Origin of the sequence: Rufibacter immobilis (assembly GCF_003721565.1) — a bacterium.
Taxonomy (GTDB): domain Bacteria; phylum Bacteroidota; class Bacteroidia; order Cytophagales; family Hymenobacteraceae; genus Nibribacter; species Nibribacter immobilis.
The window spans coordinates 1,274,037-1,295,432 of the sequence record NZ_RJJE01000009.1 but is presented as its reverse complement, the minus strand read 5'-3'; the positions used below and the strand labels follow the sequence as shown (position 1 = coordinate 1,295,432).

General features: G+C 52.7%; 20 protein-coding genes. 10 read left to right on the top strand and 10 right to left on the bottom strand.

Annotated elements, in window-relative coordinates:
• Nucleotides 1-349: 349 nt before the first annotated feature.
• On the bottom strand, nucleotides 350-1,576 hold the full coding sequence (locus EFA69_RS12545; RefSeq protein WP_123133384.1) for a Glu/Leu/Phe/Val dehydrogenase dimerization domain-containing protein: 1,227 nt from the start codon (nucleotides 1,574-1,576) through the stop codon (nucleotides 350-352).
• Between the two features lie 763 nt (nucleotides 1,577-2,339).
• A complete protein-coding gene (locus tag EFA69_RS12540; RefSeq protein WP_123133383.1) occupies nucleotides 2,340-3,413 on the bottom strand; it encodes an anhydro-N-acetylmuramic acid kinase in 1,074 nt (357 codons plus the stop codon).
• A gap of 104 nt (nucleotides 3,414-3,517) precedes the next feature.
• Between EFA69_RS12540 and EFA69_RS12535 the strand changes: the two genes are divergently transcribed.
• Nucleotides 3,518-3,826 carry an ArsR/SmtB family transcription factor gene (locus tag EFA69_RS12535; RefSeq protein ID WP_066830613.1) on the top strand — a complete coding sequence of 103 codons (309 nt, stop codon included), beginning with the start codon at nucleotides 3,518-3,520 and terminating at the stop codon, nucleotides 3,824-3,826.
• Nucleotides 3,827-3,932: 106 nt separating this feature from the next.
• On the opposite strand, the gene EFA69_RS12530 is transcribed toward EFA69_RS12535, so the two are convergent.
• The gene (locus EFA69_RS12530; RefSeq protein ID WP_148041347.1) at nucleotides 3,933-4,886 is read right to left on the bottom strand and encodes a phosphodiester glycosidase family protein; all 954 of its coding nucleotides are present in this window, start codon (nucleotides 4,884-4,886) and stop codon (nucleotides 3,933-3,935) included.
• 267 nt (nucleotides 4,887-5,153) lie between these two features.
• Nucleotides 5,154-6,428 carry a glutamyl-tRNA reductase gene (hemA, locus tag EFA69_RS12525; protein WP_123133381.1) on the bottom strand — a complete coding sequence of 425 codons (1,275 nt, stop codon included), beginning with the start codon at nucleotides 6,426-6,428 and terminating at the stop codon, nucleotides 5,154-5,156.
• Between the two features lie 183 nt (nucleotides 6,429-6,611).
• Between hemA and EFA69_RS12520 the strand changes: the two genes are divergently transcribed.
• Nucleotides 6,612-7,799, top strand: a complete 1,188-nt coding sequence (locus EFA69_RS12520) for a sensor histidine kinase (RefSeq protein ID WP_123133504.1) — start codon at nucleotides 6,612-6,614, stop codon at nucleotides 7,797-7,799.
• A gap of 43 nt (nucleotides 7,800-7,842) precedes the next feature.
• On the opposite strand, the gene EFA69_RS12515 is transcribed toward EFA69_RS12520, so the two are convergent.
• Together EFA69_RS12515 and EFA69_RS12510 are read right to left on the bottom strand one after the other, a co-directional pair.
• Nucleotides 7,843-8,589 carry a carboxypeptidase-like regulatory domain-containing protein gene (locus EFA69_RS12515; RefSeq protein WP_123133380.1) on the bottom strand — a complete coding sequence of 249 codons (747 nt, stop codon included), beginning with the start codon at nucleotides 8,587-8,589 and terminating at the stop codon, nucleotides 7,843-7,845.
• 47 nt (nucleotides 8,590-8,636) lie between these two features.
• Entirely contained in the window at nucleotides 8,637-9,407 is a 771-nt protein-coding gene (locus EFA69_RS12510; protein WP_123133379.1) for a carboxypeptidase-like regulatory domain-containing protein, read from the bottom strand.
• A 94-nt stretch (nucleotides 9,408-9,501) separates the two neighbouring features.
• On the opposite strand from EFA69_RS12510, the gene EFA69_RS12505 reads away from it, so the two are divergent.
• Complete coding sequence (locus tag EFA69_RS12505) at nucleotides 9,502-11,247, top strand: amino acid permease (RefSeq protein ID WP_183906767.1); 1,746 nt, start codon at nucleotides 9,502-9,504, stop codon at nucleotides 11,245-11,247.
• A gap of 135 nt (nucleotides 11,248-11,382) precedes the next feature.
• Nucleotides 11,383-11,817, top strand: a complete 435-nt coding sequence (locus tag EFA69_RS12500) for a hypothetical protein (protein ID WP_123133378.1) — start codon at nucleotides 11,383-11,385, stop codon at nucleotides 11,815-11,817.
• On the opposite strand, the gene EFA69_RS12495 is transcribed toward EFA69_RS12500, so the two are convergent.
• Together EFA69_RS12495 and dusB are read right to left on the bottom strand one after the other, a co-directional pair.
• The gene (locus EFA69_RS12495) at nucleotides 11,810-12,727 is read right to left on the bottom strand and encodes a DMT family transporter (RefSeq protein WP_245964564.1); all 918 of its coding nucleotides are present in this window, start codon (nucleotides 12,725-12,727) and stop codon (nucleotides 11,810-11,812) included. The genes EFA69_RS12500 and EFA69_RS12495 overlap by 8 nt on opposite strands.
• Nucleotides 12,728-13,274: 547 nt before the next feature.
• Nucleotides 13,275-14,279 (bottom strand): tRNA dihydrouridine synthase DusB, encoded by a 1,005-nt coding sequence (dusB, locus tag EFA69_RS12490; RefSeq protein ID WP_123133376.1) that lies wholly within the window; start codon nucleotides 14,277-14,279, stop codon nucleotides 13,275-13,277.
• 56 nt (nucleotides 14,280-14,335) lie between these two features.
• Here dusB and EFA69_RS12485 point away from each other — a divergent pair, with 56 nt between their 5' ends.
• The 6 genes from EFA69_RS12485 to EFA69_RS12460 all read left to right on the top strand — a co-directional run bounded on the left by EFA69_RS12485 (nucleotide 14,336) and on the right by EFA69_RS12460 (nucleotide 19,481).
• Nucleotides 14,336-15,289 (top strand): CPBP family intramembrane glutamic endopeptidase, encoded by a 954-nt coding sequence (locus EFA69_RS12485; protein ID WP_123133375.1) that lies wholly within the window; start codon nucleotides 14,336-14,338, stop codon nucleotides 15,287-15,289.
• An 87-nt stretch (nucleotides 15,290-15,376) separates the two neighbouring features.
• The gene (locus EFA69_RS12480) at nucleotides 15,377-15,634 is read left to right on the top strand and encodes an FUSC family protein (protein WP_123133374.1); all 258 of its coding nucleotides are present in this window, start codon (nucleotides 15,377-15,379) and stop codon (nucleotides 15,632-15,634) included.
• A 4-nt stretch (nucleotides 15,635-15,638) separates the two neighbouring features.
• Nucleotides 15,639-16,361: a DUF3667 domain-containing protein gene (locus tag EFA69_RS12475; RefSeq protein ID WP_123133373.1), complete on the top strand. Its 723-nt coding sequence runs from the start codon at nucleotides 15,639-15,641 to the stop codon at nucleotides 16,359-16,361.
• Between the two features lie 100 nt (nucleotides 16,362-16,461).
• A complete protein-coding gene (locus EFA69_RS12470; protein ID WP_245964563.1) occupies nucleotides 16,462-17,298 on the top strand; it encodes a phosphatidate cytidylyltransferase in 837 nt (278 codons plus the stop codon).
• 125 nt (nucleotides 17,299-17,423) lie between these two features.
• Nucleotides 17,424-18,698, top strand: coding sequence for a Glu/Leu/Phe/Val family dehydrogenase (locus tag EFA69_RS12465; RefSeq protein WP_123133372.1), 1,275 nt, complete (start codon nucleotides 17,424-17,426; stop codon nucleotides 18,696-18,698).
• Between the two features lie 114 nt (nucleotides 18,699-18,812).
• The gene (locus EFA69_RS12460) at nucleotides 18,813-19,481 is read left to right on the top strand and encodes a phosphatidylserine decarboxylase family protein (RefSeq protein ID WP_123133371.1); all 669 of its coding nucleotides are present in this window, start codon (nucleotides 18,813-18,815) and stop codon (nucleotides 19,479-19,481) included.
• A 161-nt stretch (nucleotides 19,482-19,642) separates the two neighbouring features.
• Here EFA69_RS12460 and EFA69_RS12455 read toward each other — a convergent pair whose 3' ends face one another.
• Together EFA69_RS12455 and ribD are read right to left on the bottom strand one after the other, a co-directional pair.
• Complete coding sequence (locus EFA69_RS12455) at nucleotides 19,643-20,125, bottom strand: GAF domain-containing protein (RefSeq protein ID WP_123133370.1); 483 nt, start codon at nucleotides 20,123-20,125, stop codon at nucleotides 19,643-19,645.
• 199 nt (nucleotides 20,126-20,324) lie between these two features.
• The gene (gene ribD, locus EFA69_RS12450; protein ID WP_123133369.1) at nucleotides 20,325-21,362 is read right to left on the bottom strand and encodes a bifunctional diaminohydroxyphosphoribosylaminopyrimidine deaminase/5-amino-6-(5-phosphoribosylamino)uracil reductase RibD; all 1,038 of its coding nucleotides are present in this window, start codon (nucleotides 21,360-21,362) and stop codon (nucleotides 20,325-20,327) included.
• Nucleotides 21,363-21,396: the final 34 nt, after the last annotated feature.

Below are 21,396 nucleotides of genomic sequence, written 5' to 3'. Positions count from 1 at the left end.
GGGTGGGAGGTGGAGTGTGCGGATATGCTCTTTCAGATTTATAAACCGAAAGCCAGGCCGATTTGTAATCACGAGTGGGACATTAGAAGGTGAGGGCAGCTCTTAAATCAGCTTCTCAAGAGATTGGGATTGTAAACCTGATCAGCAGAATCAGCATTCCAGAGCAGGGGCGGCAGTTAAGTACGGGTAACGTTTAGCGAAATGCAGAAGGTTCTTCAATAAAAAAGCCATTTAGGGGCCGTTTTCTGAAAAACGGCCCCTAAACGGCTTATCAGTACCTGTGAGCTCTCTTGCTTAACTACGCGGGCGCTGACAGGCGATTGAGGTGAGCTATATTCCCTTGGGGCTACTACAGCAGCTGGCTCAGGGCAATTTCAAAGCAGGTTTTGGCGATCTCGGTTTTATGCGGGTTCCGCTCGTGGGCCTTTTCCAGGGCCTTCCGGATGGTGTTGGAGATGTCGGTGAAAATAGCCTCGTCGGTGATTTCCACGTCCTGCTCCATGAGGTAGGCGAACACGCGGGCCATGCCGCAGTTGGCCACGAAGTCGGGGATCACGGAAACCTGCTGATCGGCGAACTCACCCGTAGCCCCGAAGAAGATCTCAGGATCTTTGAACGGTACGTTGGCGCCGCTGGAAATCACTTCCAGGCCATGTTGGCGCATGCGCTCCACCTGTTCAGTGGAAACCAACCGTGAGGCGGCCGCCGGAATAAAGATTTCGGCGTCTACGTCCCAAATGCGGTTGTTCACTTCTTCAAAAGAAAGCAGATTTTCGGCCTGCAAGGTGTTGCCCACGCGGTTAAGGAAGAGAGTGGTGATTTCTTCAAACGTGAAGCCTTCCTGCTTGATCAGGCCGCCGGCGCGGTCAATGATGCCCACAATCTGCACGCCTTCAGAGGAAAGATAATAAGCCGCGGCGGCGCCCACGTTGCCCCAGCCCTGGATAATGGCACGTTTGCTTGGCAGCTCGCCGCCCCACAGTTCATAATAATGCGCCACGGCTTTGGCCACCCCGTAACCGGTGATCATGTCTGCCACGGTGTATTTGCGGGCGAGGGAAGGCGAATAGTGGGCATCTTCCAGCACTTTGCTCACGCCCTGGCGCAGTTGGCCCAGTTTGTTTATTTTCTGCGGCTCAGTGGCTTTGAAGTGGCCGTTCACAATGCCTTCCTGCGGGTGCCACAGGCCGTATTCCTCCGTGATGGGAATCACCTCATGGATCTCGTCTACGTTCAGGTCGCCGCCGGTGCCGTAGTAGTTCTTTAGCAGCGGGAACACCACGCGGTACCAACGCTCCAGCACGTCTTGTTTCCTGGGATCTGCGGGGTCAAAGTTGATGCCCGATTTTGCGCCGCCAATGGCCGGCCCCGATACCGTGAATTTTACTTCCATGGTTTTGGCCAGCGACTCTACCTCGCGCTTGTCCAGGCCTTTGCGCATGCGGGTTCCGCCGCCGGCCGCGCCTCCGCGCAGGGAGTTGATGACTACCCAGCCTTCGGCTTCGGTCTCAGAGTCTTTCCATTCAAAAACAATCTCGGGGCGTTTGTTCTCAAATTTGGCTAACAGGTCTTTCATGACGGGAGGTGCGGTTTGGTGAGTGATGCGCAAAGGTACAGATAACGGTCGTTTGTTAAAATGGAGGGGAGGAAAGGAAGATTAGTTTAAGCCTATTTTCTGAAAAAGAGCCGCAAAACGTAATTTTCTTGGCTAATGCCATGGCTTGCCGCTTGTCTATGGCTTTATAAGCAGTGCTGCTCCATCTTTGGCGGTAAGCGCTCACGGCCGCGGGGCCCCGTCTTCCCCTCTCGCACTGCCCTTGCGGCCATGCCGATGTCGTTTTCTCTTAGCTTCTGCCTATCTGTGGCCACAAGCGAGGCACTCGAAGGAAAGACTGGAACAGGTGCGGGTAGTAGAGGCTGTTGCTGGTTTTGGGTGTAGCTCAGCAGGAGTAAACCCATCCCTACCCCTCCAAGGAGGGGAATTTATTGCATAGCGGAAGCAATACAGCATTGTTGTTTATTTGGGCGTAGAGGCAGCAGAAGATTTACTGCTTGAACGGACTGCTTAAGCAATTTCCCCACTCTAGCAGATAATTCTCCTCCTCGGAGGGGTAGGGGTGGGTCCAACCCGCCTCCCGCCACGTTACCGTCAACTCAAACGACCTCGCAGCGTCCGGAGGACCTGCGAGCGTCTGCGCCAACTCTCGCCTCTGATCCCTACTTCCCAAACTAAGCCAAAACTAAACTCAGAACTCAAGACTCAGGACTTGTTTCTGATCTGCGAGTGCCTGCGGCAACTCCCATTTAGCGCCTCTTTTTCCAAAAACAGCCCCTAAACGTTAGTTCCAGTAGATGGCGCCGCCGCAGTTGTCGTGGTGGGCGCCGGTCACGCTGCGCAGGCAGTTGGGCTCCTGCCGCCACCGCAGCACGCCCAGAAACGCGAAAATGAGGGCTTCTTTAAAATTCACCAGTTCGGGTTCGGGTACCACCACTTCAAAGTCAGGTCCCAGATAATGCCAGATCTGCTCTACCAGAAACGTATTGAACGCGCCGCCGCCGGTAAGGAGCAGTTTCCCGCTTTTCTGGTTGGCGTGCTGCCGCACCGATTGGGCAATTTGGTAACCAATGTGGTGGCAGGCAGTATGCAACTTGTCTTGAACGGAGGCGTTGGATTCTTGTATGGTCCGTAAACTGTGCTCGTCGGCCCATTCCTTCCCGATGGATTTGGGGAAAGGAGCCGTGAAATAGGCCGGTTCGTTCAGTTGGTCAAAAAGGTCCTGGTGAAACCGGCCGGAGCGGGCCAATAATCCGTCTTTGTCATAAGGTTGCCCTAATTGCTCAGCCAAGGGGTTCAGGAGCATGTTACAGCAAGAAATATCAAAGGCCACGCGGTGGTCTGGGTCTTCCTGCGAGATATTGGAGATGCCGCCCAGGTTCAGGCAGAAATCGTACTCGGCGAACAGCAACCGGTCCCCAATAGGCACCAAGGGAGCTCCCTGTCCGCCCAGGGCGATGTCCAGGGTGCGGAAGTCGCAGACGGTGGGCAACGCTGCCGCAGCGGCCAGGTACGCACCGCTGCCTACCTGAAACGTAATATGCCGCTGGGGCTGGTGAAACACCGTGTGCCCGTGGGAAGAAACAAAGTCTACCTCCAGCTGGTGCCGGTCCACGAAGCTTCTGACTAGCTCGCCCAAGTGGCGGCCGTAAGCCCGGTCAGTAGCAATAAGTTCCGCCGCACTTACCTCCGCGAGGCCCGCCAGGCGCTGCTCCCAAATATTTGAATATGGAAGTGTTTCAGTATTAAGTATTTTATATATCCAATTATCTTCTTTATACGTAAATCTACAATAAGCCAAGTCAACTCCGTCTAACGAAGTACCGGACATGATACCTATAACATGGTAAGTCGCCATGCGTTAAAGTAACGTAATGTTCAGGTAGTAAGCAAAACGGACTGCCCGGCGGGTTTAAAAGGCGCGGCAGCGCGCTTATGTAGTACAGGTTTTAGTGTGTCTTTATGAAAAGTTTATTATCCAGAGTAGAGTCTAAGAAGATAGATAAGGCGGCGTCTATGTTAAAAGTACTGGCGCACCCCAAACGGCTGGCCATTGTAGATCTTCTGGGTAAGGAAGATAAGATGACCGTGACGGAGATCTACCAGTACCTTGATCTGCCCCAAGCCATTGCGTCACAGCATTTGATCACACTGAAAGACAAGGGCGTGCTCTCGTCTTTCAAGGTAGGCACCAAGATCTATTATTCCCTTTCCATCCCCAAGCTGATTGATGTGATTGACTGCCTGGAGGAGTGTTGCGGTGATCTGTAATCCCCCGCCAGCTTAGCTTCCCCCATCAAGTAAGTATTTCCCGGAACCGTTTCCAGCCTGTTTTGAAAAAAGTAGGCCAGAAACGGTTTTATTTTTTTCAAGGAGTTTATTCCTTGTACTTCAGCACCAAAACGGCCGGCACCGGTCTATGGCCTTCCTTGTCTGAGGGTTTGATGGTGTCTTTCCCTTTCACATACAGGGCGCTGGAGCCGCCGCCGTCTAAGTTCAAGGCTTCCTGGCAGCCTAAACCTACCATCAGGTTGGCCAGTTGGTCTAGGCTGGCACCTTCGGCGATGCCTTTGTTGCGGCCTTCCACCATGAGGATGATTAATTTCTGGTCAGGGGTGTAGCCGATCACCGTGCGGGGATTGGGACCTCTGAAACCAGCCCCGCCGCGCATCTCTTCCTCAGCGGTGATGTGCACTTTGCCATTCTGCACTAGTACCGGGCCGCCACCCACGGCGGTTTGGGGTTTCCAGCGCTTCAGGCCCTTGGCGGTACGTTTGGTGGGTTCTGGGGCAGGTTTGCCGTTTACTTCAATGGTATAAGGGGCGGCCAGTTGCATGGTTTTCTTTTTCTTGCCCATGTTGTAGGCCCAGGCTATGTCTGCGGTACGATTCCGGAAAAAGCCGATGGCGCCGGTGGTAGGGTAATAGGTGAGGGTGTCGGTGCCTTTGGGGTTCTTGCGTTTTACGGTGGCCTGCGGAGCCAGTACTTTCCCGTCACTGATGACCAGGTTCAGGTTTCGGTTGTCGGCGAAGGAGAAGAAGGTGGTGTTAACCACGGCCAGCACATTACCGCTTTCCTGCTCATAATACTGCTTGGGTGTATAGCGCTTGCCGTTGCCCACTCGGGTGAGCACTTCCAGTTTGGGGTCTTTCAGGTCGGCTTCCAGATAATAGGCTTTGAAAGGTTTGCCATCCAGAGAGTCTGAGGTGGTGAAGATTTTCACGGAGGAAGGAAGCCCCTGCTGGTGTTGCGGAGACGGTGACCAGGTTACTTGCGCCATGCCCGGGAGAGAGGCAAAGGCCACGGAGAGTATAAAAAGCAGCTTTTTCATGCCGCCAATATAAAAAGGAAGCCGGGAGGATGAAAACACCGGCCGCTATTCTATACGTGGAAGAGTATGGCGGCACCTTGACTGCCATCGTTTCCGTTTAGGGGCTGTTTTTGGAAAAACGGCCTCTAAACGGCTTTTATATTGTGTAGGGACTATATACCTGCCCAAGACGGAAGAGCCGGCCGGACTGCAAAGAGGGGCAAAAAAATCGGGATATTCTGGTTGAGAACATCCCGATTGATCATTAACTGATATTGGTGCTGTGGCTTAGCTGTGCGCCTCGGCAGATTGTTTCTCCAGATCAAAGAGATCTGTGAGTACGTCAATGAGGGTTTCGGCCTCGCCGCGTTTGCAGGCGGCTTTCAGCTGTAGTACCGGCAGCTTGATGATTTTCTGCATCATAGACTTGGTTACCTCATCCATGTGTTTGGCCTCCGCGGGCGAAAGTTTTTTCATGTACCGGGCCATTTCTTCCTGACGGATGGTCTCCAGCGCATTCTTCAGTTTCTGGATGGTAGGGGACACGTTCATCTCCTTGGTCCAGTCCTGGAAGCTTTCAATAGACTCTCTGATGATCTGCTTTACCTGCGGCACGGCGTCTAAACGGCGTTGCAGGGCTTCTGAGGCTTTGTTCTGGATGGTGTCAATGTTGTACACCAGTACCCCCGGAATCTGCTCCACTTCGGGCTCTACGCTGCGCGGTACGCTCAGGTCAATGAAGAATTTGTAGGTGAGAACGTTCAGGCGGCTTACCATTTCTTTGGTGAAGAACGGCTCGTTACGGGCCACGGAGGAGATAATCACATCGGCCTCTTTCATGGCGTCTACCAGCTCTTCAAACGGAACTACCTCCAGCCCGCATTCCTCGGCCAGAATCTCGGCTTTGGCTTTGGTGCGGTTAGAGATTTTCACGTTCTGGAAATCTGAGTCTTTGAGGTGGCGGCACACATCGGCGCCAATCTCGCCCAGGCCTACCACCAACACCTTCGGGTTGATGAGCTCAGACGTGAGGCTTTCCACTAGTTCAAGGGCGGCGTAAGAGGTAGAGGCGGCGCCGTCTCTGAAAGACGTTTCCTGTACCACGCGCTTGTTGGTGAAGAAGATGGTGTGCAGCAGGCGGTGCAGGAACGGGCCGGCGGCTTCGCTGTCCACGCTCCACTGGTAGGCTTGTTTTACCTGGTTGGAGATCTGCATGTCACCTACCACCTGCGCTTCCAGGCCCATGGCCACGTTGAACAGGTGTTGCACGGCATCTGCATGCTCGTTCACAATGGTGAAATAATCTAGGTACTGGGATATATTGTCTATGCCCTTGCTAATGCCCAACAGCTTCACGATCTCGTGGCTGTAGTCAGCATCAGAGGTATAATACACTTCCGTGCGGTTGCACGTGGAAAGAACTAGTATGTCAGTTGCCTGAATGAAATTTTTGAGCGTTTGCAGGAACTGTCGGCACGACCCCTCATCCAAGGCAATTAGCTCTCTTATAGCTAAGGGAGCTTTTTTATGGGAAAGACTGACGGCTCTAAAATTGTTAAGCATACGGCAGTTTTGAAATAGCATGCAAAATTACGCTGCTATCTTTTAAAAATGAATTACCTGTACTATCTTTCTTTTATTTATACTCATTCCAAATTAAGAACAATAGACGCTTCTTCTGCTATCTTCGTTAACAGAGAACTCAATCCTAAGACGGGCGTATCTGTTCTAGCGTTGCTTTTGTTCATGATTCCAACCTCCATATATTCTAAAAGATCCCGGTTAAAGCTCCTGATCATTGGTATTGCCCTGGCCATTGGCGCAGCCACCGTCATTTACACCAATCTGCTGGTAGCCAAGCTCTCTGAGCGGGAGCAACAGCTCATTGACCTGTACGGCAAAGGGCTGCGCTACATGATTAACGCCGAGATAGACTCAGACAACCTGGTGTTCATTCAGGAGGAAATCATTGACGCCAACCGCTCGGTGCCCGTGATCCAGACCGATGAGAAGGAGAACGTCATCGCCTATAAGAACCTCAACATCCCCGAAAAAATTTCAGAGAAACGGAAAAAGGCGCTCCTGAAGCGGGAGATAGCCAAGATGAAGGCCCAGCACAAGCCCATTGTGGTGGCTTACCAGCAGGAGTTCAAAAACTACATTTTCTACAAAGACTCTGAGTTGCTCACCCAGCTGCGCTATTACCCGTACGTGCAGCTCACAGTCATTGCCTGTCTCTCTGTCATTGCCTACTATGCCTTCAGCTATTCGCGCAAAGCGGAGCAGAACCGCGTTTGGGTGGGTTTGGCCAAGGAAACGGCGCACCAGTTGGGTACGCCCCTGTCTTCGCTCATGGCCTGGTACGAGTACCTGAAAAGCAGCCCCCGATTTGAGAATGAGCCTATTGTGGACGAACTGGGCAAAGACGTGCGCCGGCTGGAGATCATCACGGAGCGGTTCTCTAACATTGGCTCTGTGCCCGTGCTCAAAGATGAGCCGCTGCTGCGGGTGGTGGAAAACGCCATTGGCTACCTGCGCAACCGCGTCTCCAGCAAAGTGGCGTTTGCGGTAGAGTCAGACTTTCCGCCTGAGACCACGGCCAAAGTCAATATCCCGCTGTTTGAGTGGGTCATTGAGAACATTTGCAAAAATGCCGTAGATGCCATGGAGGGAAAAGGCAGTATTACCCTGCGGCTGGTCAAGTCCAATACCAAAGGTGCCATTGCGCTGGATATTCAGGACACGGGCAAGGGAATTCCTAAAACCAAGCAGGAAGAAGTTTTCTTGCCCGGGTACACCACCAAGAAACGCGGTTGGGGTTTAGGTCTTGCGCTGGCCCGGCGCATTATTGAGAATTACCACCAGGGCCGCCTCTACGTGAAATCCTCTGAGGTGGGGAAAGGGACTACGTTTAGGGTGGTGCTGAACAAGTAAGTGCGTTTAGGGGCTCTTTTTTGAAAAAGAGGCTTAAAACGTATTAGCGGAGAAAATCCTCTATTCTGTAGAACACATTTTTTGGGAAGCTAGTGTCTCTGACGGGAAGCCCGCTCACTGAAATACCGCCCAATACTCCCTGAAATGAAGCGTGTGGTGCTTGGTCTGGTAGCAGCGCAACCCTTATTGCTTGTAGGTTTCCCAAATCTGAAAGACGAATCCGTTGGGTTTGAAAGCCGATTGCGGAGATAACAAGCCATTGTTGCTCCAGGGGCGTTGTTTTAGAAAACGCCAGACGGAAATTGCCTAGAGCATCTGCCTTTGTTTCCACGGTGTCATCCAGCCTGATGGTTACGATAGCTGATTTACCAGCTAAAACATTTCCGCTGATAGAGGTACTATCCTGAACAGGAACAATGGGAGAAAGCGGAATTGTGGGTGCTGATAAGAGTTCTATTTCTGTGCTGCGCTGTTGGATCTGCTGGGCGACAGCGGGCCGTTCAGTTAGCCATGTTACTAAACCTAGGGCCAAAGCCGATAAAGTCCACCTCTTTTTGGAACCAGTCTCAGGCTTAAAAGCTCGGTTGAGTTGATCTTCGCGGAATTTCCCGCAACCATTCTCTAGTTGTTTTGTCAGCCACTCCACTACTTCCGCATCAGACATCGCCGTAAAGTCTACTACCGTTTTCTGGCAACTTTGGCAGAAACGGCCCTGGTGCTGCGGCGTCATGGTATTCCAATCCTCGCGGCAAGGCTGTGGAATGGTAACGGTTAGGGTGTTTTTGAACATCGCTTCTGGTTTAAGGCAGATTCTGGAAAAAGAGCCGCTATACGTAATTAACGGAACAGCCCCTTCAGCTTTTGAAAGAACCCCGCTTTTTTAGGAGTGGCCGGGGTTTGTGGCTGGGAGCGCCGAAGCGAAGGCGGGATGACCACCACTTCCCCTATGGTACGGGCATCAGGGTTTAGTCTGATAACTAGATTTTTCTGTTTCAGGATCTCTTTTAGCCGCAGTTCCTGGGTGGAGTAGCCAATAAACGAAACCGAAAGAATCAGTTGGTCTTCTGGTATGTCGGGTGGAATGGAGATGGTGAAGACACCTTCCGCATTGGTGGGGGAGGCATCAGTAGTGCCCTTCCACATCACCGTCACTCCGGGCATAGGGGCTGCGCCATCACCTGAAATTACCTTGCCCCTTATGGTTGCCAAGCTATCTGGCACGGGCTGCTGGGATTGCGGTGCAATGTTGGCTGCGGCTAAAGACGGGTTCTGCTCAATGGCTGGTGGCGCTACAGTTTCCTGGGCATAAACAGGTTTGGTGCTTAACCAGGTGGCAATACCCAGCGCTACGGCTCGCCAAGTCCTGTTGCGTTGGGTGGAGGTGCGCAACAGGAATTCCTGCCCCAGTTGCTGGAGGTGGAAGCTGCCGCACACGCGCCCATTCGCTTTCCCCAGAAAAGCAACAATCTCGGCATTGGTCATCGTGCTGAAATCCACTACAGTTGTGGCGCAGCTTTGGCAGAAACGGCCCTGGTTTTGGGGCGTCATGTCCTGCCAGTTCTCCTGACAAGGTTTCGGGACGGAGAGGGTGAGGCGGCGGACGGGCATAGGGGCGAGATTTCTCTAAATATACGCAGTTCGCCACGCTTTCAGAATATTTTCCTTAACTTTTACCCTGAAATTCTACACCCAACTATAACAAGTGAGCTTTAAAAGTCTTTTCCGCCGCAAGAGTCTGACCTCTGTTTTGCATACGCCGCCCGCCGATGTAGCCGCCCACCCGGGAGCGGTGGAGGAGGGGCTGGAGCGTAACCTTTCCGTCAGGGACCTTACCTCGTTGGGTATTGCGGCCATCATTGGCGCCGGTATCTTCAGCACCATTGGCAACGCGAGCCATGACGGCGGTCCGGCAGTTTCTCTGCTGTTTGTGTTCACGGCCATTGCCTGTGCGTTCTCGGCGCTGTGCTACGCGCAGTTTGCGGCCACCATTCCGGCCAGCGGCTCGGCCTATACGTACGCCTACACCTCATTTGGGGAGCTGGCCGCCTGGATTATTGGCTGGGCACTCATCATGGAATATACCGTAGGAAACATTGTGGTGGCCATTTCCTGGAGCGATTACTTTACCGGGCTCATGAGCGGGGTAGGGCTGGATATCCCGGTTTGGCTTACCATGGGCACACAAAGCGCTTATAAAGGGTATCAGGAGGTTGTGGCGCTGTTGCAGGCGGGGCAACCACTTACGGCGGCAGACCCGGTGCAGCTGGAAGCCTACAATGCGTGGCAGGCGGCGCCAGACTTTTTAGGCGGGAAACTGGTGGTAGACCTGCCCGCTTTCCTGATTAATGCCGTGATTACGGCGCTGGTGTACGTAGGAATCAAAGAGTCTAAAAATGCTTCTAACCTGTTGGTGGTGCTAAAGATGATTGTAGTGTTGGTGGTGATTGCCGTGGGCGCTTTTTACGTGAACCCGGCCAACTGGAGCCCCTTTGCGCCCAACGGAATTGGTGGCGTCCTGAAAGGCGTGTCAGCGGTGTTCTTCGCGTACATTGGGTTTGACGCCATCAGTACCACCGCCGAGGAATGCAAGAATCCGCAGCGCGATCTGCCCCGCGCCATGATCTACGCGCTCATTATCTGTACTATCTTATATGTGATCATTACGCTGGTGCTTACCGGCATGGTGCCGTACAAAGAACTCGCCGTAGGCGATCCGTTGGCCTATGTGTTCACCAAGGTGGGCGTAGACTGGTTGGCCGGTATTGTGGCCGTAAGTGCCATTTTCGCGATGGCCTCCGTGCTGTTGGTGTTCCAGATTGGGCAGCCGCGCATCTGGATGACCATGTCGCGCGACGGGCTGCTGCCGCCGGTGTTCTCCAAAGTACACCCTAAGTTCAGAACGCCGTCCTTCTCTACCTTGGTAACCGGTTTCTTCGTGGGAGTGCCCGCGCTGCTCCTGAACATGGACCTGGTGATTGACCTTACCAGCATTGGTACCCTTTTCGCGTTTGCGCTGGTGTGCGGCGGTATTCTCATCATTGACCCGCACGGCACTTCCGATGCCCGCTTCAAAGTACCTTACCTGAACGGTAAATTTTTGGTGCCCTTGCTGCTGGTGATAGCCGGCGCACTGGTGCTGATGTACAACCGCCCCGCCATTGACGAGTTCTGGGGCGCGGTAGCCGGAAACGGCGGCTATGAAGAGTTTAGGCACCAGATCCCTATGCTCGTGTTCCTGATCTCCTGCGTGCTGCTGGCGTATGTCTCCTTCAGAAAAAGCCTGTCGTTGCTGCCGGTGCTGGGGCTGCTCACCAACCTGTACTTAATGACCCAGCTGGGCGTGAATAACTGGCTGCTGTTTACGGTATGGCTCTTGATAGGCCTGGCTATCTACTTCGGGTACAGCTACAAGCATAGCAAGCTGGCTTCTAAACCGCAGGTGAGGTAGAGGAAGGCGGCCTTTACGGCAGAGCCGAAAAAAAGGTTATAAAGTTTTTATTTTCTTCCGCCCGATGTCTTATCTTGATTAAGCGTTGGCCAAAGGGAGGTCCCGGTGTGCCAAGACCAAGAAGCAGCCGCAGTGATGGAGAGAAATGAAAACGAAAGCAATCTGCGGTTAACCTACCGCCCCGACCTGGACATTCTGTTTCTGCGGTGGCTGCGGTACCCTACCTCGGCCCAGCTGCGGCAGGGGTATATGGAGGCTCTGGAGCTGGCCGTGCAGGAAGATTGCCGTTTCTGGCTGTTTGACTTGCGTAGCCGCGGTTCGCTGTCAGTAGAGGATGAGGCCTGGATGCTGAAGACGTATTTCCCCGGTATTGAAGAGAGGTTGCCGTACCAGAATTACTTTGCTAATCTGGTTACGCCCACGCATTATACATATATCCAAGAGCACATCGGCCTGAGCTTCCTGAGTAATTACGGCAACTTTACCAAGCTGGGCATTTTTCTTTCTGAGCAGGATGCCGTTGCCTGGCTGCTCAAATGCCGCTCAGAGGAGAAGGACCAAACTATTTAGCTCTGTTCACCAATAGAACTCCACCAAGGATGATGGCCATGCCCGCGTAGTGCATCAGGTGAATGGTCTCGCCATCGGCCACGCCCCAGATAAGTGCCACAATGGGCATGAGGTAAGTAGAAGTGCTGGCAAACAGAGTATTGGTCATGTGGATGAGCTTGTTGTAGAACACCAACCCTATGGCCGTGCTGAATACCGCCAGCAAGGTTATATACCCCAGTGCCTCCCAGGCGGCGGGTTGCGTGGCCAATTTATCGAAAGCTGAGGTGGTGCATAGATACGCAAAAGCAAGAGGGCCTACCGTGAGCAAAGCCAAGCTGGCCATGGTCAATGGTTTGATGCCCGCCAGGCAGTGCTTGATCACGTTCAGGCTTCCGCCGTACAGGATAGTGGCCAGTACCACGTACAATCCATAGAACGAGTTGGAGGAATTCTCCTGGGCACTGCCTGAGAAAATAAGCACGGCTGTGCCGGCAATCCCAATCAGAATACCCAGCACCCGTAACAGCGTGATCTTCTGCTGAAAGAAAATAGCTCCTATGATCAGCGTGAACAGCGCCGTGAGAGAATTCAGGACCCCGGCCAGCCCACTCGCCAATTGGGTTTCTGCGTACGCGAACAGGAAAGCCGGAATCAAATTCCCGATGAGCCCGCTCAGCAACAGGAACTTCCACTGGCCCGGGGCAGGCGCTTTCAAGCCTTTCAGGGCGAACGGTAGCAGCGCCAAGGTGGCAATGGTGATGCGCAGGGCGCCCAACTCATCTGAGGAGAAGACCGCCAATCCTTTCTTGATCAAGATAAAGGAGGTGCCCCAGATAAGGGAAAGGCCAGCAAGAATGACCCACGCCATAGCGGGAGTGGCATTGGTATTCGTTTGAATAGAGGCAGGGGAAGTTGTTTTGAGAGCCACAGGAACAGCTATTAAGAGGCGCAAAGATAACAGTTGCCAAACCGTTTAGAGGCTAATTCTGGAAAAAGAGCCCCTAAACGCAAAAGCAGGTTTCTCTTCATGCTCTTCAGTCGTCCCGGTTTCACTGCGTGGCAGCGCGGGTAGTCTGGAGACTCCCCATTATCCAAAGGCACGAGTCAGAAGACTCGCGCCAGCAGCCTTTTGTTTAAAGTGTCCTAAAACAGAAACTGGATTGGTTTCAAACTAGAGAAGCCATTACCACCCGCACCTATTCCAGTCTTTCCCTAGAGCGCCTCGCTTGTGGCCAAGCAAGAAAGAAACTAAGAGAAAACTGCATTACATGGCCGCAAGGGCAGTGCGAGAGGGAAAGACGGGGCCTCGCGGCCGTGAGCGCTTACCGCCAAAGATGAAACACACAGCACTTAAGGCTCTAGGCAAGCGGCCCAGCCAATGGCATCAGCCAAACCACTCTACAAAAAAAATGCGTTTAGAGGCTCTTTTTCCAAAAACAGCCCCTAAACGCATTTACTTAAAGAAACTCAGAAAGCTATTCCGCAAGAGCGGCATACTCCATAGAGTTGGCAATCTCATCTAAGATGGCGTAAATCTCCTGCGGGTCTTCGGTCTGGACCAGGCGCATGCGGTAGCTCTTCACGTTGGGCAAGCCCCGGAAATAATTGGCATAGTGGCGGCGCATCTCAAAAATGCCCAGGCGCAGGCCTTTCCACTCCAGGCTCTTGTCAAAGTGCATCTTGCACATGTCAATGCGCTCCTGAATGGTAGGCGGGGCCAGCAGTTCGCCAGTCTGTATATAATGTTTGATCTCCCTGAAAATCCAGGGGTAACCAATGGAAGCCCGGCCAATCATGACCCCGTCCACGCCATATTTGTTCTTGTACTCCACGGCTTTCTGCGGCGTGTCAATGTCGCCGTTCCCGAAGATGGGGATCTGGATGCGCGGGTTCTCTTTGATCTTCCGGATGAGCGTCCAATCGGCCTCGCCTTTGTACATCTGCACACGGGTGCGGCCGTGTACCGTCAAAGCTTTGATCCCGATGTCCTGCAAGCGCTCGGCTACTTCCTCTACGTTTTTGGTGGAATCGTCCCAGCCCAGGCGCGTCTTCACGGTCACTGGCAACCCGAAAGGCTCCACCGCCTGCACAATGGCTGAGGTCATCGCCACCATTTTGGGAATATCGCGCAGAAGCGCCGCGCCCGCGCCTTTGCAGGCCACATTTTTCACAGGGCAGCCGTAGTTGATGTCAATGAGGTCTGGGCCCACCTGCGCCGAGATCACCGCCGATTCGCGCATGGAGTCAATGTCTGACCCAAAGATCTGGATCCCGATGGGGCGCTCGTAGTCAAAGATATCCAGTTTCTGGCGGCTCTTGGCCGCGTCTCTGATAAGGCCCTCTGAGGAGATGAACTCCGTATACATTAAATCAGCGCCGTTGGCCTTGCACACTGCCCGGAATGGAGGATCACTGACGTCTTCCATGGGCGCCAGCAGCAGCGGGAAGTCCGGAAGCTCTATCTGACCTATTTTTACCACGTGATTGAGTTTAAATATTTCGCGTAAATTTACCTCATTAAAACCACACCGCCTATATGAAAGGTTTCATCTCGCCGTTGTCGCATCCTTTTAAGTCGCTTTTGCTGTTTACCTTGTTTGCGATGGCGGGCCTGTTCATTGGAAACTTTCTGGCCATGGTGCTCATCAAAACCATCTGGGGCTACGGGATAAACGAAACAGCCAACATGCTGGCCCGGCCCGCAGATTACCCCGAGAGCCGCAGTGCGCTGGTGCTTTTCCAGGGGGTGGTGCACCTGTTGGGCTTTACCGTTGCTTCTTTGGTGTACCTGCGCACCACGGTGCAAAAGCCGGGTATATTTCTTTCTCCGCGCGCCGCGGTGCCGTTTTACTTGTTATTAGGGGCGGCGGTGCTGTTACTGGTGATCATGCCGGCCTCCTCCTGGATTGTGCACTGGAACGCCAACGTAGATTTTCCGCCTTTTCTGGATGCCTTTGAGCAATGGGCCAGAGCCAAGGAAGACACACTGCGTGAACTCACCCTGGAGCTGACCAAAATCTCTACCGTGCCGCAGCTGATCCTGGGCTTAGTTGTGTTTGCCGTGCTGCCCGCCATTGGCGAGGAGCTGGCCTTTAGAGGTATTGTGCAGCAGGAGTTGCAGCGCTGGTGGAAGAACCCTCATTTGGCTATCTGGGTATCGGCCATCGTCTTCGGTATCATCCATATGCAGTTCTATGGGGTAATACCGCGCATTATGCTGGGAGTGGTGTTTGGGTATCTGTACTGGTGGTCTGGCAACATTTGGGTTCCTATAGTGGGGCACTTCATTAACAACGGCTTCATGGTTTTGATGATGTTCTTGCAGCAGCGTGGGCAGATTGAGCTGGACGTTGAATCTACCCAAGCCTCGCCGTGGCCCATTTCCCTGGTTTCACTGGCCTTGACCATAGGGTTACTGTATGCATTGTACCGCGGCTTCAAAAGCCTTCCGGCGGCGGTGCATGAAGGCGAAGGCAATTCCCGTTTTTAAAGTTTATTCCTGTCAGGTTCCCCCGCAAATCAAATTCCTCCAGTTTGGGGGTTATATTTCACGCTCAAATTTTAACCATAGCGCATAATGGAAGCTACCCCTAAAACCTTATCAGAATTAACGGATCAGGAACTGTTGGCAGAAGCAAAGAAGCTGAAAACAGCTGCTATCATCAATGCCGTCTTCATCGGGTTTCTGGTAGGGATTCTCTTGTTCAGCGTGCTGAGCAACGCCTACGGGTTGGTCACCCTGCTTCCTCTGTTTTTAGCATATAAGTTAATGAAGAACTCTAAGTACAATACAAAAGAAGTAGACGTTCTTTTGAAGGAGCGGGGCTTGAGATAGAATCATGATGGCAACCTGTAAGAATTGCAACGGAGAAGTAACGCTCAACTATTGCCCCAGCTGTGGCCATCCTGCCAAGCTGAAGAGGATTGACGGGCATTATATATGGCATGAAATTGAACATGTTCTACATTTTGAGCGCGGAATTCTCTACACCATCAGGGAACTCATCACCAGCCCGGGCCGAAACGTGAGGAACTACATTTCAGAGAACCGGAGCCGGCTGGTCAAGCCCATCATCTTCATCATTGTCACTTCGCTTATCTATTCAGTCTGCAACAGCTTCTTCCACCTGGAAGACCGCTACATGACTTACCAAGGCGATCACAAATCTGCCATCAGCGCTATTTTTGCGTGGGTGCAAGGGCACTACGGCTATGCCAACATCATCATGAGCGTGTTCATAGCTCTCTGGATTAAACTGTTTTTCAGGAAGAGCCCTTACAACCTGTTTGAGATACTGATTCTGCTGTGCTTTGTCATGGGCATGGGCATGTTGATCTTTGCTGCCTTCGGGGTTGCCGAAGGGTTAACCCATTTCAGCTTCCTGAAGAACGGGATGGTACTTGGGCTTGTGTACATCATCTTCGCCATTGGCCAATTCTTTGGCCCGCGTAAAGTGACCAGCTATGTCAAGGCGTTGTTCGCTTACCTTCTGGGCATGCTCACCTTTTCTGTGGCGGCCTTGGCAATTGGAGCAATCATAGATTTGCTCCTACATAAATAACAGTTACAGGTAACACAGACAGAACCCGTTTAGAGCCTCTTTTTCCCAAAACAGCCCTAAAACGCAAAATTTTGGCGTAGCGAGCGTATAATCACCATCTATGGAGCAACATCAACCTAAGAAAGAACTGAACAACCTGCAGCAGCGTCTGCTGGCGGGCATTATTGGCGGGGCAGTGTTTATAGGGGCTATCTACTGGAGCGAGTGGACGTTCTTCCTGCTGTTTCTGGCGCTCACGGTGCTGGGGGTGCTGGAGTTCTACCGCTTGCTTTCTTCCAGAGGGTTTCAGCCTAACAGAGTTCTAGGCGTAGTACTAGGAGCTGGTTTGTATGTGGCCGGCTTTGCCGTGCAGCGAGGTGCCCTTTCCAGCGACTGGCTGTTCCTGCTTCCGCCCGTAGTGTTCCTGACGCTGGTGGCTGAGCTGTACCGTAAGAAGGAAAATCCTTTCACCAATGTAGCGCTTACGCTGTTGGGGGTTTTATATATAGCGGCCCCGTTCACGCTGTTACACGTACTGGCTTTTCTGCCAGACAGATACAGTTGGCAGATTATTCTGGGGGTGATGTTTCTGATCTGGTCTTCAGATACCGGTGCTTATGCAGCCGGGAAAACCTTTGGGAAAAATAAATTATTTCCGCGTATTTCGCCCGGCAAAACCTGGGAGGGCTGGGCCGGAGGCGTGGTTTTGTCTTTGGCGGTGGCGTGGCTGCTTGCCCAATTCTACGCAGATTTAACCCTGTTCCAGTGGCTGGGCGTGGCCGTCTTGGTGTCTGTGTTCGGCGTGCTGGGCGATTTAGTGGAGTCTATGCTAAAGCGTAGCCTGGAGGTGAAAGACTCCGGCACACTCATCCCCGGGCACGGAGGTATTCTGGACCGGTTCGATAGCTTACTTCTAGTAATTCCCTTCTTGGTAGCCTTTCTGGCATTATTGCCGTAATCTCTAAATAGAGAGACTAAAGTTAGTTTGGTATTATATATTTGGTAATTTTGCGCCCATATTTTACCAGATAATTGTCAAATTTATAATTTATGGCAGCATATAAGGCAGTGGTCCAAAGCAAGATGGCTTATAAAGAGCCTGCGCCTATCAAAGACAAAGAGAACCCGTTTGAGTCTATGATGTCCCGCTTCAACATTGCGGCGGAGGTGCTGGGTTTGGATGATGAGACGTATGAAGTTCTGAAATCGCCTACCCGCCAAGTGATTGTGAACTTGCCCGTAACCATGGATGATGGCAGCGTCAAAGTGTTTGAAGGCTTCAGGGTGGTGCACTCTAACATCCTAGGCCCTTCCAAAGGAGGTATCCGCTATGACAAAGGCGTGTTCCTGGATGAAGTGAAAGCCTTGGCTGCTTGGATGACCTGGAAATGTGCGGTAGTAGATATTCCTTACGGTGGTGCCAAAGGCGGCATTGTCTGTGACCCTACCACCATGTCTGCCGGCGAGATAGAGCGTCTTACCCGTGCTTATACCGTGGCGTTGATTGATACCTTCGGCCCAGACCAGGATATTCCAGCCCCAGACATGGGAACCGGTCCCAGAGAAATGGCTTGGCTCATGGATGAGTACTCCAAAACCAAAGGCATGACCGTAAACTCTGTGGTAACCGGTAAGCCGCTGGTATTAGGTGGTTCACTGGGCCGCGTGGAGGCTACAGGACGTGGCGTGATGGTTTCTGCCATGGCGGCCATGGAAGTGCTGGGAATGAGCCCAACGCAGTCTACCGCAGCGGTGCAAGGCTTTGGGAACGTAGGTTCCTGGGCTGCTAAACTTTTAGCCGAGCGCGGAGTCAAAATTTTGGGCGTAAGCGACGTGAGTGGAGCCTACTGGAACGACAACGGAATCAACATTGAGGAAGCCATTGCTTACAAAAACGCCCACAGCGGTCGTTTGGAGGGATATGCTGGTGCCCAGGTGATCAGCAACGATGAGCTGTTGACCTCTAAAGTAGATGTGCTGGTGCCCGCCGCGGTAGAAGACGTGATCACGGCCCGTAACGCAGACCAGATCCAGGCCAGACTTATTGTGGAAGGAGCCAACGGCCCAACCTCGGCCAACGCCGATAAGATCATCAACGAGAAAGGCATTATGGTAGTGCCAGACATTCTGGCCAACTCCGGTGGGGTAACCGTGTCTTACTTTGAGTGGGTGCAGAACCGTTTAGGCTACAAGTGGAGCCTGGACATGGTGACGGAGCGCTCTGACCGGATCATGACCGAAGCCTTCAACAAAGTGTACGCCACCTCGCAGAAGTACAACGTACCTATGCGGATTGCGGCTTACATTGTGGCCATTGACAAGGTAGCCCAAACCTATAAATTCCGGGGGGGCTTCTAAGCGGGCAACGGCTGAAAGCGCCTGAAATTACACATTATTGCCGCCTCCTGTCTTTTTTTTAGACAGGAGGCGGTTTTTTTTATATTTTTGCTTCATAAGCCCAAGGAGTATCTAATGAAAATTCATAAAGAAGGACGAAAGATTCTGTTTTTTACGCTGTTAGGCCTGTTAGTGGTGAACATGTTGCTTTACTATTTTAACAGTGAACACCTCACGTTCAACCGTATCTTCTCCGGCATTTCCTTCATTGTATTCCTGCTCATTCTGCAGTTTTTCCGGAGCCCTTACCGCAACCTGCTCCTGCATGAGGACCTGGTGGTGGCTCCCGCAGACGGCAAAGTGGTGGTGATAGAGAACGTGGAAGAACCGGAATATTTCAAAGACACCCGCAAGCAGATCTCCATTTTCATGTCGCCCATTAACGTGCACATTACGCGTAACCCCGTTTCTGGCATTGTGAAGTATTTTAAATACCACCCGGGCAACTATTTTGTGGCGTGGCACCCCAAGTCAAGCACCAAGAATGAGCGTACCACGGTGGTGGTAGAATCATTGGCCGGGCCGCAGGTGCTGTTCCGCCAGATTGCCGGAGCCATGGCCCGCCGCATTGTGTGGTATGTGACCGAAGGCGATGAAGTAAACCAGGGCGAGGAGTTCGGGTTTATCAAGTTCGGATCAAGGGTGGATATCTTTGTGCCAGTAGACACCGAGGTGAAGGTGCAATTAGGCCAGAAGACCAAAGGCGGGCAGACTGTTATTGCGCAGTTGAAGACAACGGTATAGCAGAAGGCATACCGCCCGTAAGCAGTAGCAGCTAAATTAAATTTCCCTGATCGTTCAGGATATGAGCATAAAAAAGCCTCGCCCGTAAGGGAGAGGCTTTTGCGTTTAGGGGCTGTTTTTGGAAAAACAGCCCCTAAACGCAAGCCGGAACGCAGAATGTGTTAGAACCAGTTCTCGGCCAGTTTCATCAGTTGCTCCAGGTATTTCTGGTCAACTTCGTCAAAGTCATTGAGGCGGTCGCTGTCTACGTCCAGCACCATTTTCACTTCGCCGTTCTTGAGCACCGGAACCACAATCTCAGACTTAGACTCGCTGCTGCAGGCAATATGCCCCGGGAACGCTTCCACATCTGGAACTAAGATGGTTTCCCGGCGGGTGTAGCAGGCGCCGCAAACGCCTTTGTGGAACGGGATGCGGGTGCAGGCCACCGGTCCCTGGAAAGGCCCCAGCACCAATTGGTCTTCCTTCACCAGATAAGCGCCCACCCAGAAAAAGCCGAAGCCTTGTTTCAGGGCAGCCATCACGTTGGAAAGGTTCGCGATAAGGTCGGTTTCCGGGGCCACCAACGCCTCTATCTGGGGCAGGAGGGCCTTGTATTTCTCTTCTTTAGAAAGCGTATTGTCTATAAACAGGTTTTCAGCCATGGTAAATCAAGATCTAGGTATTGGGCTGCCCCTGGAGCGGGTAGCTCACGCAGAGCAGCTCTTTGTAATACAAAGGTAGCGGACGGAGTTGGCAGGTACAACTTCCTCCGCTGCGCGACCAGAGTTCAGTGCTCCGTTCTGGAGTTTCTGGTTTAACGCCGATTTTGGAAAAAGAGCCGCTAAACGCAACATCTACTTTTTAAGACTGCCTGTTCCGGTAGATGGTTAACTCGTCTGCCCCTACCGTAGAGCGGGAGACAAACGGGAGATAAGGCAGGCGTGGGGCTCTAACTCCATCCTGTAAGAGCGTTGGGCTTTTGAATATCCTAATCTCGTCCCAATGGTTTGTTTGCAGCAGTGCCTCCAGCAGCACGGTGCCGCCTTCCACTAGCACAGACTGTACGTTGCGTTTGTACAGATCCGTTAGCAACTGTTCCAGGAAATCAGCATCTGGGGAGAGGGAAATGAACTCTGTCTGAGCGGTTGGTGCTTTTTCTTGCAAGGTATAGACAAGGGTGGGGTGGCTGTCGTCCAGGAGGTGGTGCGAAGCCGGGACCTGTAGCTGCTTGTCAATGGCTATCCGCAGGGGAGCTGGTCCGGGCCAGTGGCGTACATTCAGCTGCGGATTGTCAAAGAGGGCGGTACGGGTGCCTACCAGAATGGCCTGTTCCTCGGTGCGCCATTTGTGCACCAGCTGCTTGGCCAAAGGACCGGAAATCTGGCAAGGCTGGCAGTTGGGCAAGGCAATGAAACCATCGGCGGACTGGGCCCACTTCAGGACTAAGTAAGGCCGCTTCTTGGTCTGGAACGTGAAGAAACGGCGGTTCCGCTCCAGGCCTTCCTGCTCCAACACCCCAATATGGACTTTGCAACCGGCGTCTATCAATTTCTGGATGCCTTTGCCGGCCACCAATGGGTTTGGGTCTGTGTTGCAAATCACCACATCACGTACACCGTGCTGGAGCAGGAAATCGGCGCAGGGAGGGGTTTTACCGTAGTGGGAGCAAGGCTCCAGCGTGACATATACTTGGCTCTCCGGCAGCAGGCTTTTGTTCTGAACGCTGTTGATGGCATTGACTTCGGCATGCGGGCCGCCGTACTGCTGGTGCCAGCCTTCGCCTATAATCTTGCCTTCATGCACCACTACGCAGCCCACAATGGGGTTAGGACGGGCTCCGCCGGTACCTAGCGCCGCCAAGTCCAGCGCCCGGCGCATGTGTTTATGTTCTGTGTTCATTGCCTTGTCTATACGCGCCCGTCAGTTTCTTTGC